This is a genomic window from Cyanothece sp. BG0011 (genome assembly GCF_003013815.1).
Classification (GTDB): Bacteria; Cyanobacteriota; Cyanobacteriia; order Cyanobacteriales; family Microcystaceae; genus Crocosphaera.
Genome location: NZ_PRLH01000021.1, coordinates 1 through 17435, shown reverse-complemented (window position 1 = coordinate 17435; position 17435 = coordinate 1). Strand labels below are relative to the sequence as shown.

Genomic DNA, 17435 nt, shown 5'->3' with positions numbered 1-17435 from the left:
CGCCTTTTGTTCGACCCGTCGTCCCCATAAAATAGCGGCCGAAGACCCCCTTTTAAAAGCGATTTTAGCTGCCGGAACCCGATGGGTGACCATTTTTGGTAAATCTTGGGATCTCCACGTTCACCGAAGGGCTAAAAACCAGCCTAGAAGAAAATTTAAACATGATCGCCGATACGATAGAATATCTCCGTAGTCAGGGACGGCGTGTCATTTATGATGCAGAACATTGGTTTGATGGCTATGTCAATAACCCAGACTATCCCTAAAACCCTGAAAACCGCCAAAGCAGCCGGGGCAGAATGGTTATTTTATGCGATACCAACGGGGAACCTACCCACAATGTCAGTCGCATTGTTAAAGATGTGATAACTTCCTTAGAGATTCAACCCGATCAAGATAGTCCTCAATTAGGTATTCATACTCATAATGATTCTGGAACCGCCGTGGCCAACGGGTTAGCTGGAGTGGTCGAAGGGGTGAGAATGGTACAGGAACCATCAACGGTTACGGGGACGCTGCGGAAATGCGAACTTATGTACTTTAATCCCCAATTACAGTTAAAAATGGGTTATCACTGTTTAGAAGAAAGCCAGTTGACCCAACTAACTTAAAACGAGCCGTTTAATTAGCGAAATGGTTAATTTAGCCCCCGATGACCACGCGCCTTTTGTGGGACGTTCGGCCTTTGCCCATAAGGGAGGCATTCATGTGTCTGCGGTGCAGAAAAATCCTTTAACCTATGAACATATTAAACCAGAAAATATTGGCAATGAAAGGCGCATTGTTATCTCAGAAATGGCCGGGTTAAGTAATGTTTTATCCAAGGCCAAAACCTTTGGCATTGAGTTAAAAAAAGAAGATGCTGCCTGTCGTGAAATTTTGACAAGGATTAAAGAATTAGAACACGAAGGTTATCAATTTGAAGCAGCAGAAGCCAGCTTTGAACTATTAATGCGTCAAGCGTTAGGACAGACAAAAAGCTTCTTTGAACTACAAGGATTCCAAGTTCATTGTGATAGGTTATATGGGGAAGGAATGCCCTATAGTAATGCGTTAGCGACGATTAAAGTAACAGTGAATGGAGAAGATAGATTAGAGGTAGCCGAGGGTAACGGACCTGTTTCTGCCTTAGATAGTGCGTTACGGAAAGCTTTAGTTAATTTTTATCCTGAAATTGCCCAATTTCATCTCACGGATTATAAGGTTAGAATCCTCGATGGAGGTGCCGGAACTTCCGCTAATACTCGCGTTTTAATTGAGTCGAGCAATGGTCATGAACGGTGGACTACTGTAGGGGTTTCTCCTAATATTTTAGAAGCCTCTTATCAAGCCGTAGTAGAGGGAATTGAATACGGTTTATTGTTAAAATCAACTATGAAAAAACCAGTCAAATCCATGTCTTGAATATGTCGTTAACTCATTACTATATCTTTGAGTGTGGGGAAAAAAGATTAATTCATAACAAATTATGAAAATGTTGGAACCTAAATTAATCCCTCATATATCTTAAAGAGCTTTTTCTAGAAGACAAAAACCTGTACAATACTCGACATACCTATACAGAATGTCTAGGATGCACTATAGACCAAGTGAATTTGCCGATTTAGCAGGAGTTAGTGTCAAAACATTACAAAAGAGCTAATCATGTACGCAATTAAGAGAGAATTAAAGCTGAATAACAAAGAAAAGAGCTTTTTTGCTGGCTGTGCTGGCTTTTCTCGCTTTGTATACAATCATGGCTTATCTTTACTCAAATCCACCTGGGATATTCCCGAAATTTCTGGCAGTGACTCAAAACGGTTAGATGCTATCAAGAAAGTCTTTACAAACATTACTAAAAAGCAAACAGAATATTTATGGACAAATAAATATTCATCTCGCATTTATCAGAATGCTTTTAGGGACTTGAAAAAAGCATTTTCCGTTGGAGAGAGCCTAAAATAAAAGCAGACTTACCTCGTTTTAAAAAGAAGAAAGATCACTGTAGTTTTACAGTAGATAGTTCTAACGGTAAGGTATTAGTCAAGGAGGGAAAAAGATAAAAATTCCTACTTTGGGAACATTCAGATTAAAAGAGGCTATCCCTTATAACTGTGTTTCTCAAACCTTTACTATATCGAGGTCTGCAGGGAAATGGTATATAAGTTTTGCCGTTTCAGCTTGTAAAAGACCTGAGATGAAACACTGCCATAAAAAAGTAGGAATTGACTTAGGAATAAAAACTTTTGCCACTCTTAGTGACGGAAACACCTTGGAGGCTCCATCTTCCATCAAAAAAGCGAAAACCAAGCTAGGAAAGATACAATGGAGAAACAGAAATAAGGTACACAGCAACCGTCGTTCTGGAATCTCTGCATCTAAAAATGCGGTTAAATATTACCAGAAACTAAGAAAAAAGCATAAAAGAATAACCAACATTCGAGAAGATTTTCTGCAAAAAACCACCACATTATTGGCCAAAACTTATCAACATATTCTCATAGAAGATTTAAACATAAAAGGGATGATGGCTAACCACAAATTATCCAATGCCTTATCTAATTTAGGATTGTATCGTTTTCGAGAATTGTTGAGTTATAAACAAGAATGTTTTGGCTTTTTGTTAACCATAGTAGATAGGTGGTTCCCCAGTTCAAAAACTTGTTCAGTCTGCGGAAATATACAAGATATGCCCTTATTTGAAAGAGTTTATTATTGTCAAAATTGTGGCCAAGTTATGGACAGGGATCTCAACGCCTCAAAAAATATCGAAGGTTGGATCAAGAATGCCGATGGCTTATCGGTGAACGCCTGTGGACAAGAAGGAGCCGTCTCCCTTGGTTGAAGCAGGAATTGAACAACAAGCCTGTCCAGGTTTGTCTAGGTTTCATGAAGCAGTGTAATAACAGTGTGAGGAGATTGCACTAATGTATCTATTGCAAGCACCTGTTGAACTGCCTGTAGAAATCCCCATTGATGAGGTACAGGTAGAACAGGTTAACGTTTTTGTCCAAACCCTTAAAGAACAAATTACCAATTTTGGCTTAAAATTTTTAGGTGCTATCGCCCTATGGGTTGTGGGACAATGGTTAATTAACAAAGGGGTTCGTATCATGTCCCGTGTCCTCAAGCGACAAAGTATTGAACCCACTTTAATTGCTTACTTAGCTAACTTTTTGGGAGTTTCCCTAAAAATTGTCTTAATTGTCGCTATTTTAGGCTACTTTGGCATCGAAACCACCTCCTTTGCTGCCTTATTAGCTGCTGCCGGGATTGCCATTGGTGCAGCTTGGGGTGGACTCTTAGCTAACTTTGCGGCCGGAGTTTTCTTGGTGATTTTCCGTCCGTTTGGGGTAGGAGACTTCATTTCTGCTGGAGGAATCACCGGAACCGTCGAAGAAATCGGCCTCTTTGTTTGCACCATTAACACCCTAGATAATGTCAGAACCATTGTCGGCAATAATAAGATTTTTTCTGATAATATCCAGAACTTTTCTGCTAATCCTTACCGACGGGTTGACCTAGTGGCACAACTCAATCATGGTGTTAATCATGCAGAGGCCATTAATCTATTACAACAACGATTAAATCAAATTCCTAACGTTATAGCTGAACCCAGTCCCGATGTCGAGATTTTAGAATTTAATCTTGCCGGACCTGTTTTAGCGGTTCGTCCCTACTGTAACAATGAACATTATTGGCAAGTTTATTTTGATACTAATAAAGTCATTCGTGAAACTTTGGCTGATGCGGGTTATGCTGTTCCCGAACAACATTATGCCATTCGTAACACCTCGGCTGTTAGTTAATCACTAAGGGGATTACAGGAAGAAGCAATAGGCAATAGCAAGAATCCTATCTTATTGCCTATTCTGTATCATCTTAATGGTAGTTTAATGTAGTTCACTTTTTCTAACAAGATGAGCTTCTAAAAACCATAACCGCTTATCAACTTCACGAGAAATCTCGGTATATAAATCTGCGGTGTCTGCATCCCCTAATTCTTCAGTTTTATCAATCGCTTCACGGAGATGCGCCCCATAAGCAGCGTAGCGTTCTGCTAAAGCGCGAATATGCTCAATACCTTCGACAGCATCAAAAGAATATTCAGGAATGATAGACTCATTAGCCGCAATTCTAGCGGTTCCCATAGCAGTCCCCCCTAAAGCGGTGATTCTTTCTGCTACCATGTCCACATATCCCTCTAATTCCCCTGCAAGAACGTCAAATAGTTCATGGAGTTGATAAAAATTGAGTCCTTTAACATTCCAATGGGCTTGCTTTGCTTGGGTTTTTAAGTCTAAAGTAGTGGCTAAAGTCGGAGAGAGAATACTAACAACTTGTTGACGAATATCAGCAGATAAATCAATACGAGTCGGATAAAAACGGGCTTTTGATGAGGCGTTAGGACTGTTCGTAACTTGTGCAGTAGCCATAAAAGTTTGTCCTTAGTAAGAGTTTTGGTTATTCTGATTATAACAAGAAGTAAGCCCATAAAATAAATGACACTGTTAGGGAAGGCAACAGGTAAGAGATAGGGAGATTTATAATTTTTTAAAAAGTGTGTAATTCATTATGTTTAAGTAGTAATTAGGTTAAGAGATGATTATTTGAAATTTCACTGATGGGCTATTATCTTTAAACTTACGTTATTTAAGATGACAAGTTGATTAATGAATGAAACACAAATAAGTTTTTTGATTGATTATTTAACTGCAGCCATTCGTTTATCCATTCCCTTAGGATTTGCTGCGTTAGGAGGAATGTGGTCAGAACGGTCTGGGGTTTTAAATATTGCCTTAGAAGGGATGTTATTAACAGGAGCTTTTGTCAGTGCTTCGGTGGCATCTATTAGTAATAATGCTTGGTTAGGATTAATAATCGGAAGTGCTGTCGGAGGATTAGTGGGATTATTACACGCTTATTTTTCCGTCACTTTAAAAATTAATCAAATTGTTTCAGCCTTGGGTATTAACCTATCTGTGGCTGGATTAACCGGCTTTTTCAGTCGGCTTATTTTTTCTCAAGGGGATAGCAATACATTACCTAAATTCTCATTTTTTGAGTGGTTAAACCCATCTAAAATACAAGGGGGTTTCTCCCCTGAAAACCTCTTTATTTTTCTCTTGATTGTTGTGATTTTGCTTAGTATTCATTTATTATTCTCTACTAATTTTGGTTTATCCGTGAGAGCCATAGGACAATATCCCCTGGCAGCAGAAACGGCAGGCATTTCAGTTGATTGGATTCGTTATGGTTGTGTCCTGTTATCAGGCATATTATGTGGGCTAGGAGGAGCTTATTTATCCCTAGTTCATATTCGATATTTTGCTGAGGGAATTGTGGCAGGAAAAGGCTATATTGCCCTAGCTGCAGTCATCTTTGGTCGGTGGCATCCCCTAGGAATTATAGGAGCTTGTTTTTTATTCGGTGCCACCGAATCCCTACAATTAAGAATACAAGCTTTTAATCTCAATATTCCCTATCAATTTTTGAATATGTTACCCTATCTTGTCGCTTTATTAGCATTATTAGGGTTAGGGGGAAAAGCCTCTCCACCCAAAGCCTTAGGGGTTGCCTATAACAGAGAAACTAGAGATTAATGCTGAATTGGAATAGTTCACGGTAAAATAGTCAAGATTTGAGAAATGCTGACAACTTAGCAATCAGGAGTGTGTGTTGTGATGAGGAAAATTGAATGGGACAAAGCTAAAACCTGGGGCAGAAAAACCCAATTTTTTTCCTCAAAATCCTTATTAAACCTCCTAACCTCCCTCATGGCTTGGAGTTTCTTGATCACCCCCTCCCAGGCACTCCTAGGCAAAGTTGGAGTGGTCAAAAGTCCAGAAAATCAACACCAGTGGACATCCATTCGCAACCGCCTCCTAGCCACCGGTCTTCAATTTTGTTTGATCGAGGCAGAAAAGTGGAAAACAGCAGAAGACCTGAGAAATGTCCGCACCCTATTTCTGCCCAATGTCGAAACCATTACCGGTCAACAAGCACAAGCCTTAGAAACTTGGGTCGAAGGGGGTGGAAATCTCATTGTTAGCGGTCCGACGGGAAATTTATCAGAATCGACGGTTAAAGACCAATTACGGGCTTTATTTGGAGGTTATTGGGGTTTTTCTAACTCGGCTCCCTCCACGATTCAAGTCGAACCAACCAATCAACTTTCTTTAGGGAACCCCGACAGTCTCAGCGATACCTTGATCGGAGGTGTGATTATTCCCAGTGCGATCACCGCTCAACCCCTTGCGGTGTGGTTAACGGAAAATAAGCCCCCTGCGGTTATTATTAATGATCGCACTATTTTTCTCGGATGGCGTTGGGGGGTAAGTGGGGTAACCTCTGCTGTCTTTGATGTGACTTGGTTAAAAACGGTTTTAAATCGCTACGGCATCAATGAAAGTAATCAATTGGTGGCAGAAAGGAGTGTGGATATTCCGCCTTGTAATATATTGGATCTTAATCCGCCTCAACAACCCTTCCCCATCTTACCCCCTGTCTATATTCCCCCACCCGAAGACACTGAAATTGAAACCGGGCCTGAACCCTCTATTGAAATCGAATTATCCCCTGACTCTTCCATTCCTTCTCCCATTCTCATCAGCGCAGCGCAAAGTGGCTCTCTTGGCGATCGCCGTTCTCAAGGGTTCAATGATGGGCTTGATGCCAATGCTGTGGCGGTTATTTCCCCTCAACAAGCCCAAACCATGAGCGAAGAGTTATCTAAGCTCATTGTGCGTTTTGAAAGCACGCTTTTAGCAGCCAAAGCCCATCATCAAGGGGTTTCGGATCATCCCTACGTCAGCTTACATCAGTCTCAAGAAGCGGTAAACCAAGCCAAAGTTAGTCTGCAAAATTTTGAACGATTACTCAATCAAAGACAATATGATCAAGCCCGACAACTGTGGTTAAAAGCCCGTCGTAATCTTTGGGATCATTATCCAACTAATGCTGCTTTAGCTCAAGCCGAAGTGCGGGCCATGTGGTTAGATCGTGGCACGATCGTTAAAACTCGGTCAGAAGCAGAATTAGCGGTATTGTTTGATCGCATGGCTGAAGCAGGTATCAATACGGTGTTCATGGAAACCGTTAACGCTAGTTACCCCATTTATCCCAGTCGAGTGGCCCCAGAACAAAACCCCTTAACCAAAGGATGGGACCCCCTGAAAGCGGCGGTTAAATTAGCCCATGAACGAAACATGGAACTTCACGCCTGGGTATGGGTATTTGCAGCAGCCAATCAAGGTCATAACAAGGTTTTAGAACAACCAGAAGACTATTTAGGCCCGGTGCTTTCTCGTCATCCTGACTGGGGAATCACCGATAAAAATGGCAATCATTTTGATAGAGGCCCACAATTTAAGAAGGCTTTTCTTGATCCGGCTAACCCTAGAGTTCAAAAATATTTACTTTCTTTATTCGATGAAATTGTCCGTAATTATGACGTAGATGGCATTCAATTTGATTATATTCGTTATCCCTTTCAACAACCCGAAAATAATCAAACCTTTGGTTATAGTCAATCTTCTCGTTACTTGTTTAAAGAAATGACGGGAGTGGACCCCATAGAAATTTCTCCGGGTCATCCTTTATGGAATCAGTGGACTGGCTTTCGTATTCGTCAAGTTGATAGTTTTGTAGCGACGGCCTCAACTTATTTGAAACAGATCAATCCTGAGTTAATTATTTCGGCTTCTGTGTTTCCTATTGAACAACGCGATCGCCTTTTTCGTCTTCAACAAAATTGGGAAGAATGGATGAAACAAGAATGGGTCGATATGATCGTTTTAATGACTTATGCTCTCGATACAGGTAATCTAGAAGAACGGATCAAATTGGCGTTTGATGATAGTTTACCTCCATCAGCTTTGGTGATTCCTGGGTTACGTTTATTAAAGGTTCCTGATCCTGTGACCATCGATCAATTACAATTTGTTCGTCATATGCCCATTAGTGGTTTTGCTCTCTTTGCAACAGAAAACTTGACCCCTTCTTTACAGAGCTTATTAAGTCGTATCCAAAGCCCAAACACTCCCCAACCCCTACCCTATCGTCAACCGTTTGAAACAGCTTTATCTCGTTATCAATCTTTACAAAAAGAGTGGACTTTTTTGGCGAATAAAGAACAGTTAAAACTCGATAAAAATAGTCTTAAGCAAATTGATGCTCAAGGCAAACAATTGGAAAAAGCACTCGAAAAATTAGCAGCGGAACCATCCGCAAATAACCTCAGAATTGCCCAACAATATTTAAGACAATTTCAACGACAATTTCCTAACTGGATGAGGAGTCATAAGCAAGTTTATTCCTATCAAGTTCAAGTGTGGGAAAATAGACTAGAAACCTTAAATAAATTATTAGCCTATGGAGACAGTAAAATGATTAATCATTCTAGGATCAGACCCTAAACCATCAAGTAAAGCTTAATCAATTTTAGTTGAAAATAATACAAATAATTGCCTATTTACAGAAATAATAAAAATATGATATTATTGCCAATAGTAATTACTTTTGTTTTTTAGTCCCAACCGTTAGATAAAAATGCCTGGAAAGTAGCCAGCGAAAATTATTCAATTGAAAACTTTGCCCAACAAGTTTATCAGGTTTTATTATCAGTACATGGCAAAAGTTGAAGAATGTATCTGATATCAGACTCCTAAAAAGTTGAAAGTAACTACAATATAGATTAGTTTAAATTTTATGCCTCAAACCTCAGTTAATAGCCCTAAAATTTTTTTGAAAAATCCCCTTGGATGGTTATTAAGTTTCTGGGAGTTTTCCCGTCCTCATACCATAGTTGGAACCAGTCTAAGTGTTTTAGCTTTATACTTAATTGCTTTAGCAACCATTGAAGATAATCTTACTTTTGATAAGATTCAATACTTAGTGGTTCCTTTAATAGCCTGTTTATGTGGCAATGTTTATATTGTTGGATTAAATCAACTAGAAGATCAAGAAATTGATAAAATTAATAAGCCCTATCTTCCCCTGGCTTCAGGAGATTTTTCTGTTATTCAAGGACGTTATATTGTAACGATTGCTGGTATTTTTGCTTTAATTATTTCTTTATTAGGGAGTCCATGGTTAGGGGGAACTGTGGCCATTAGTTTGATGATTGGGACTGCTTATTCTTTACCTCCTATTCGATTAAAACGTTTCCCTTTATTGGCAGCTTTTTGTATTTTTACGGTCAGAGGAATTATTGTTAATTTAGGGCTATTTCTTCATTTTACTTATGCTCTTACTGGTCGTCCTTTTTTAGTACCTACCGTTTGGATATTGACAGCATTTGTGGTGATTTTTACCATTGCGATCGCTATTTTTAAAGACGTTCCTGATCTTGAAGGGGATAGGGAATATAATATTACAACCTTTACAATTTTATTAGGGAAAACAGCGATCTTTAAAATTTCTTGTGCTGTTATTATCTTTTGCTACTTAGGGATGATCGGGGTTGGACTGTTATCTATATTTAACATTAATCAACTATTGTTAATAATTTCTCATCTTGGGTTACTAGCATTGCTGTTATGGCGGAGTCAGAAAGTTAATTTAGACGACAAAAATTCCATTGCTCAATTTTATCAGTTTATTTGGCGATTATTTTTCCTAGAATATTTACTGTTTCCCCTTGCTTGTTTACTTTAAGGCAAGGTTGAACCCATGTTTTATTGATAATGTTTTCGACTGTAAATTTTTCTATGAATGTTGAGTTATCTCCTCATAAAGTGGTAACATTAAATTTGCTTTATCCATAGACAAGGAAGCCATAAAACAGATGGCCATAGCTTATATTATCGGACTAGGAAGATCGGGAATTGCTGCAGCCAAATGCCTTAAGCAAGACGGGTGGGAAGTCATAATTAGCGATTGCTCTAACGCTGCTAGTTTAAACCATTTACAGCAACAACTACAAGCAGAAGGAATTACAGTTAAATTAGACCATACCCCTAACTTGAATTCTACTGCCTTACCTCAATTAATTGTCGTTAGTCCGGGGGTTCCTTGGGATATTCCTTTCTTGATAGAAGCCCGTGAACATAACATTGATACCATAGGAGAATTAGAATTAGCTTGGCGATATCTTAAAGTGTCTCCTTGGGTGGGTATTACCGGAACCAATGGCAAAACCACCACCACTGCTTTAGTGGCAGCGATTTTTCAAGGGGCAAAATTAAATGCACCAGCTTGCGGTAATATTGGTTATGCTGCTTGTGAATTAGCCTTATCTCAGTTGAATAAAGATAACACTTCTAACTACGATTGGATCATTGCAGAAATTAGTAGTTATCAGTGTGAATCATCCCAAGAATTAAGCCCTAAAATTGGTTTGTGGACAACCTTTACCGCCGATCATTTAAGTCGTCATAAAACCTTAGAAAACTATTACGCCATTAAAGCATCTTTATTACATCGTAGTGAATATCAAGTTTTCAATGGAGATGATCCTTATTTACATCAAACAGGGTTACATCAATGGGCCGATGCTTATTGGACCACTGTAAAAGGAAAAGATAATTTACCCTGTGATCCCAGTAAAGGGGTTTATATTCAAGATAATTGGGTTGTGGCGTTTGGTGAGTTAATTTTACCCTTAAATCTCTTTAAAATGCCAGGTTTTCATAACCAGCAAAACCTTTTAATGGCTATTGCAGCAGCGAGATTAGCCGGTATTGAAAAAGGGGCAATCGCTGAGGCGATTGCAACATTTACAGGGGTTCCTCATCGCTTAGAATATATCAGAACGATTGACGGAATTGATTTTATTAATGATAGTAAAGCAACTAATTATGATGCAGCAGAGGTAGGATTATTATCGGTACAATCGCCTACAATTTTAATAGCAGGAGGAGAAGAAAAGGAAGGAGATGATCATAAATGGATTGCACAAATTAAGGCCAAAGCTGTTAAAGTTCTACTGATTGGTGACGCTGCTGAAAATTTTGCGAAACGGTTTCATGATTCTGGTTATGATGATTATGAAATCATGGAAACAATGGATAAAGCAATAGAAAGAGGTTTAATATTAGGACGAGAACTAAAAGCGAAAGTTGTTCTTTTATCTCCTGCTTGTGCCAGTTTTGATCAATATCAAAGTTTTGAACATAGAGGAGATCATTTTCGAGAATTGTGTCAAAAAGTGACCTAGATTATACTGAAGAATTCATAAAAACTCTAATTATTGATGATGATTAGAGTTTTTATTATGTGAAAAATAACGAGAGACTTTTTATATATTTTCTTATGTCAAACCGTATTTTTATATATTTTTTAAAAAAAATTAATATGTAATTTCAGTAATTTTACGACTCCGTTTATTCCACAGTAGTAGTTACTCTAGAACTAGATGGATTAAATTATTGATTATTAAATTATTGAATTTTTACTGATATTTGTTCTAGCAAAAACGGATAAATTACAAAGTTTCCGTATTTATCGTTATTTTGAAATAATCATTTTTTAATCATCATCCTTTCATGTTTCTTTTACTAAAAAATAGTTTTTATTTACCATGAATAATAACCAGACTTCCGTTCAATTTTCTTCAGCTAAGTATCTAGGAATTGAAAAAGATCAACCCTTTCCTAACCAAATAGAAATTACTGTTACTCGTTCTGGAAATACCAATAATTATGATAGTGTAGAACTTCATTTAGGTAATAGAATAGCTCAAGAGGGGTTTGATTTTGGGGGAATGTTTCCTCAGTGGATAGATTTTCAACCAGGACAAACTGAGAAAAAAGTTTATATTGATATCTATGATGATTTTGAGTTAGAAGGAACAGAAAGTATTGAATTAAAATTGATTGGCGATGCTGCTATTTTAGGAGAACAAAATACGACAACTGTGTCTATATTAGATAACGAAACAACTTATCTAGAATTTGAATCCGCTAAATATAGTACCTTTGAACAAGATGACCCCTTTTTCAATCAACTAGAAATAACTGTAACCCGAAGTGGAAATATTGATACCTATACCACTGCATATTTAGACATCATAGAAGGAAGTGCCGACTTTTCTGACTTCCATATTCCTAACTTTATGGTGGACTTTAATCCAGGAGAAACCAGTAAAACCCTAGAAATAGAAGTTCCCAACGATTGGAATTTAGAAGGAACAGAAACCTTCCAATTACAGTTAGTGGATGATCCTTATAATACCGACATTGAGTTAGGAGAAAATGATACAACCACCGTTGAAATTTTAGATAAACAAACCAGTTATCTAGAATTTGAATCCGCTAAATATAGCACCTTTGAACAAGATGACCCCTTTTTCAATCAACTAGAAATAACTGTAACCCGAAGTGGAAATATTGATACCTATACCACTGCATATTTAGACATCATAGAAGGAAGTGCCGACTTTTCTGACTTCCATATTCCTAACTTTATGGTGGACTTTAATCCAGGAGAAACCAGTAAAACCCTAGAAATAGAAGTTCCCAACGATTGGAATTTAGAAGGAACAGAAACCTTCCAATTACAGTTAGTGGATGATCCTTATAATACCGACATTGAGTTAGGAGAAAATGATACAACCACCGTTGAAATTTTAGATAAACAAACCAGTTATCTAGAATTTGAATCCGCTAAATATAGCACCTTTGAACAAGATGACCCCTTTTTCAATCAACTAGAAATAACTGTAACCCGAAGTGGAAATATTGATACCTATACCACTGCATATTTAGACATCATAGAAGGAAGTGCCGACTTTTCTGACTTCCATATTCCTAACTTTATGGTGGACTTTAATCCAGGAGAAACCAGTAAAACCCTAGAAATAGAAGTTCCCAACGATTGGAATTTAGAAGGAACAGAAACCTTCCAATTACAGTTAGTGGATGATCCTTATAATACCGACATTGAGTTAGGAGAAAATGATACAACCACCGTTGAAATTTTAGATAAACAAACCAGTTATCTAGAATTTGAATCCGCTAAATATAGCACCTTTGAACAAGATGACCCCTTTTTCAATCAACTAGAAATAACTGTAACCCGAAGTGGAAATATTGATACCTATACCACTGCATATTTAGACATCATAGAAGGAAGTGCCGACTTTTCTGACTTCCATATTCCTAACTTTATGGTGGACTTTAATCCAGGAGAAACCAGTAAAACCCTAGAAATAGAAGTTCCCAACGATTGGAATTTAGAAGGAACAGAAACCTTCCAATTACAGTTAGTGGATGATCCTTATAATACCGACATTGAGTTAGGAGAAAATGATACAACCACCGTTGAAATTTTAGATAAACAAACCAGTTATCTAGAATTTGAATCCGCTAAATATAGCACCTTTGAACAAGATGACCCCTTTTTCAATCAACTAGAAATAACTGTAACCCGAAGTGGAAATATTGATACCTATACCACTGCATATTTAGACATCATAGAAGGAAGTGCCGACTTTTCTGACTTCCATATTCCTAACTTTATGGTGGACTTTAATCCAGGAGAAACCAGTAAAACCCTAGAAATAGAAGTTCCCAACGATTGGAATTTAGAAGGAACAGAAACCTTCCAATTACAGTTAGTGGATGATCCTTATAATACCGACATTGAGTTAGGAGAAAATGATACAACCACCGTTGAAATTTTAGATAAACAAACCAGTTATCTAGAATTTGAATCCGCTAAATATAGCACCTTTGAACAAGATGACCCCTTTTTCAATCAACTAGAAATAACTGTAACCCGAAGTGGAAATATTGATACCTATACCACTGCATATTTAGACATCATAGAAGGAAGTGCCGACTTTTCTGACTTCCATATTCCTAACTTTATGGTGGACTTTAATCCAGGAGAAACCAGTAAAACCCTAGAAATAGAAGTTCCCAACGATTGGAATTTAGAAGGAACAGAAACCTTCCAATTACAGTTAGTGGATGACCCCTATAATACCGACATTGAGTTAGGAGAAAACGATACAACTACTGTCGAAATTTTAGATAAACAAACCAGTTATCTAGAATTTGAATCCGCTAAATATAGTACCTTTGAACAAGATGATCCCTTTTTCAATCAACTAGAAATAACTGTAACCCGAAGTGGAAATATTGATACCTATACCACTGCATATTTAGACATCATAGAAGGAAGTGCCGACTTTTCTGACTTCCATATTCCTAACTTTATGGTGGACTTTAATCCAGGAGAAACCAGTAAAACCCTAGAAATAGAAGTTCCCAACGATTGGAATTTAGAAGGAACAGAAACCTTCCAATTACAGTTAGTGGATGATCCTTATAATACCGACATTGAGTTAGGAGAAAACGATACAACTACTGTCGAAATTTTAGATAAACAAACCAGTTATCTAGAATTTGAATCCGCTAAATATAGCACCTTTGAACAAGATGACCCCTTTTTCAATCAACTAGAAATAACTGTAACCCGAAGTGGAAATATTGATACCTATACCACTGCATATTTAGACATCATAGAAGGAAGTGCCGACTTTTCTGACTTCCATATTCCTAACTTTATGGTGGACTTTAATCCAGGAGAAACCAGTAAAACCCTAGAAATAGAAGTTCCCAACGATTGGAATTTAGAAGGAACAGAAACCTTCCAATTACAGTTAGTGGATGACCCCTATAATACCGACATTGAGTTAGGAGAAAACGATACAACTACTGTCGAAATTTTAGATAAACAAACCAGTTATCTAGAATTTGAATCCGCTAAATATAGTGCTTTTGAAACCAATGGAAACCTGCCTAATCAAATAGAAATAATAGTAAATCGTTTAGGAAATATCGATAGTTTTCTAGATGTTGAAGTACAGTTACAAGAGAGTTTAGCACAGCAAGGATTAGACTTTGATAGTCCTTTTGCTTTCCCTACGTGGCTTGCTTTTAGTCCAGGAGAAAGCAGTAAAAGTTTTACCATTGATATTTTAGATGATTATGAGATAGAAGGAACAGAAACCCTAAGTTTTCAGCTAATTCAAGATCCTTATACTTCTGATTTTGTCATTGGGGAACAAGATAAAACAACAATTTCTATTTTTGATGATGAAACTTCTCTCATAGAATTTTCTCAAGCTACTTCTTCAATTGTAGAATTAGATAGTTCACCGACGGTTGAATTTGGGTCAGCTACCTACACGATTAATGAAAACGAAGGACTATCCCTAACAGTCACCCTCAACCGCAATGGAGACACCAGTTTTGATTCATGGGTTAGCCTAGCGGCAGTGGGAGGTAGTGCGACTCTCGGAAGTGACTATGGTTTCAATAACCTAATTTATTTTGCACAAGGGGAAACCAGTAAAGCGGTGGAAATTTTCCTTGATAATGACTCTGAAATTGAAGGAACCGAAACCATTGAGTTTCAACTACTTTCCGGTCAAGAAGATGATAATTATATCATTGGCACCCAAGATACTACTACCGTTGAGATTGTTGAAAATGTTGAGAATAATACTGTCATTGCTGAAATTGGTGAAATTACTAACTTAAACCACGAAAGTCAAACCATTTTCTTTGATCATAACTTTATTAACCCTGTCATTTTTGCCGGGCCTTTATCCTACAATGGACCTGATCCTTCTACTATCAGAATTACCGATATTCAAAGTAATAGTTTCTCGGTTCAACTTCAAGAAACGACCTTAAAAGATGGTAATTCTCATAACGGAAATCATACCACTGAAAGCTTTAGTTTCTTAGTGGTTGAACAGGGAATCTGGGAACTATCTGATGGCAGTATTCTCGAAGTTGGGAATATCACAACAGATGCTATTACTACTTCAAATTGGGAAACCATTAACTTTAATAGTACCTTTACCAATACCCCAGTCGTATTAACCCAAGTTCAAACGGATAATGATGCAACCTTTGTCAGAACTCGTCAACAAAATGCCACTAATAACGGATTTCAAGTCGCTTTAGAAGAAGAAGAAGCCTTTAAATTTAGTGGACATGGTTCAGAAATCATTGCTTGGTTAGCTATTTCTCCCGGTCAAGGAAATTGGGACGGTAATCAGTTTATCGCAGGTAATACTGGGGATCAAGTGACTCATAACTGGCACACCATTAACTTTGGTAATAACTTCATTAATGCTCCAAAATTCTTAGGAAATATTGCCACCTTTGATGGTCCAGATTCTTCAGGATTAAGATACCAAACTCTCACTAATGGCAACGTTCAAATCATGGTTGAAGAAGATACCAGTCAAGATAGTGAAACCAATCATACGACTGAAGATATTAATTTCTTCGCCATTGAAGCCGACGGAAATTTAATGGGTTCTGTGGATTCTTTAACCGGATTAGTCACTCAAGAAACCGGCACTAACAATGCAGATAGTTTTGTATTAGGAAATGCTAGTGAATCCTTGTATGATAACTATGGACAACAAGATTATGCAGAAATTTCTAACTTTGATGTCTCTGAAGATATCATTCAATTACATGGTCTAGCCGATGATTACTATCTGGGTTCTTCACCTTTTCAAACCAATGATCAAGCTATCTTTTTAAAGGTTGCTGGAATGGAAGATGAATTAGTGGGTATTATTAAGAACACAAATACGTTAGACATCAATAGCAACAATTTTGCTTTCGTTTAAGGTAATCATCTTTTCGATTAAATCGTTTAAGCCTGTCTGAATATTGACAGGCTTTTTTAACAAAAATAGAGTATTTTATGGGTTAATTAGTTAATATTTTTTAATGGTCTAGAAAGACCGATTAAATTTATAATCAGAATAGAAAAAATCGACAAGGACTGATAATTATGATGTCTATTCCTTTTGAGAAATTTAATGCCAAGGCCACTACGTTTGATCCGTGTAATGCTTGTATATTAGCAGAGCTTTCTGCAAAAGCTTATCGACAAAAAGGAGAAAACAACGATCAGTGGAGATTACGGACAAAAGAAGAATCTAAAGATTGGGGTTTTGATCCTGATCATGTCTATTGTTTCAATCATAAAGGGGCGCAAGCTATTTTATTAAGCGATGATGAAAAAATTATTGTCGCCTTTCGCGGAAGTGAAGAAAAACTAGATTGGGCTGATAATTTGAATCGAAGAACAGAAGGGGCTTTTAAAGACCGTTTTGGTTTAAAAATTCATGCTGGATTCTATGATTATTTTAATATGATTTGGAATCCTTATGAAGATCCCAAAAATCCAAACTTACCCGAATGCCAAGGAATTGAAGCCATTTTACGCCAAGAAATCCAACGTTCAACCTTTCAAACTGTTTGGTTTACTGGCCATAGTTTAGGGGGTGCAGTTGCTGCTTTTGGGGCGGCTGCTTGTGTGGTTGAAGATCCCACGATTATTGTTCATGGCGTTTATACCTATGGTCAACCCAAAGTAGGGGGAAAACTCTTTGCTGAACGTTTTAACCAAGAATTAGGAGTGAAAGTCTTTCGATTTGTCAATCATAATGATATTGTTCCCCAGGTTCCCACTTG

General features: G+C 37.6%; 10 protein-coding genes and 1 pseudogene. 10 read left to right on the top strand and 1 reads right to left on the bottom strand.

Annotated features, from left to right (window positions below; translation table 11 throughout):
• The 4 genes and pseudogenes from cimA to C4E06_RS04425 all read left to right on the top strand — a co-directional run.
• Positions 1–1404 (top strand): annotated as a pseudogene (cimA, locus tag C4E06_RS04440) (citramalate synthase); the annotation flags it as partial.
• Positions 1405–1644: 240 nt separating this feature from the next.
• On the top strand, positions 1645–1944 hold the full coding sequence (locus tag C4E06_RS29450) for a helix-turn-helix domain-containing protein (RefSeq protein WP_339376968.1): 300 nt from the start codon (positions 1645–1647) through the stop codon (positions 1942–1944).
• A 109-nt stretch (positions 1945–2053) separates the two neighbouring features.
• Positions 2054–2824: an RNA-guided endonuclease InsQ/TnpB family protein gene (locus C4E06_RS04430; RefSeq protein WP_370051323.1), complete on the top strand. Its 771-nt coding sequence runs from the start codon at positions 2054–2056 to the stop codon at positions 2822–2824.
• A gap of 82 nt (positions 2825–2906) precedes the next feature.
• Positions 2907–3788 carry a mechanosensitive ion channel family protein gene (locus tag C4E06_RS04425; RefSeq protein WP_107666993.1) on the top strand — a complete coding sequence of 294 codons (882 nt, stop codon included), beginning with the start codon at positions 2907–2909 and terminating at the stop codon, positions 3786–3788.
• Positions 3789–3872: 84 nt separating this feature from the next.
• Here the strand turns inward: C4E06_RS04425 and dps are convergent, their stop codons facing one another.
• On the bottom strand, positions 3873–4415 hold the full coding sequence (dps, locus tag C4E06_RS04420) for a DNA starvation/stationary phase protection protein Dps (protein ID WP_107666992.1): 543 nt from the start codon (positions 4413–4415) through the stop codon (positions 3873–3875).
• 237 nt (positions 4416–4652) lie between these two features.
• Between dps and C4E06_RS04415 the strand changes: the two genes are divergently transcribed.
• The 6 genes from C4E06_RS04415 to C4E06_RS04390 form a co-directional block, all read left to right on the top strand.
• Complete coding sequence (locus C4E06_RS04415) at positions 4653–5582, top strand: ABC transporter permease (protein WP_107666991.1); 930 nt, start codon at positions 4653–4655, stop codon at positions 5580–5582.
• Between the two features lie 81 nt (positions 5583–5663).
• Positions 5664–8396 carry a family 10 glycosylhydrolase gene (locus C4E06_RS04410; RefSeq protein ID WP_107666990.1) on the top strand — a complete coding sequence of 911 codons (2733 nt, stop codon included), beginning with the start codon at positions 5664–5666 and terminating at the stop codon, positions 8394–8396.
• 292 nt (positions 8397–8688) lie between these two features.
• Positions 8689–9636: a homogentisate phytyltransferase gene (locus tag C4E06_RS04405; protein ID WP_107666989.1), complete on the top strand. Its 948-nt coding sequence runs from the start codon at positions 8689–8691 to the stop codon at positions 9634–9636.
• A gap of 130 nt (positions 9637–9766) precedes the next feature.
• Complete coding sequence (gene murD / locus C4E06_RS04400) at positions 9767–11137, top strand: UDP-N-acetylmuramoyl-L-alanine--D-glutamate ligase (protein WP_107666988.1); 1371 nt, start codon at positions 9767–9769, stop codon at positions 11135–11137.
• Between the two features lie 363 nt (positions 11138–11500).
• Positions 11501–16582, top strand: a complete 5082-nt coding sequence (locus tag C4E06_RS04395; protein ID WP_107666987.1) for a Calx-beta domain-containing protein — start codon at positions 11501–11503, stop codon at positions 16580–16582.
• A 167-nt stretch (positions 16583–16749) separates the two neighbouring features.
• A partial coding sequence (locus C4E06_RS04390; RefSeq protein WP_157951108.1) for a lipase family protein occupies positions 16750–17435 on the top strand: 686 nt, incomplete at its 3' end.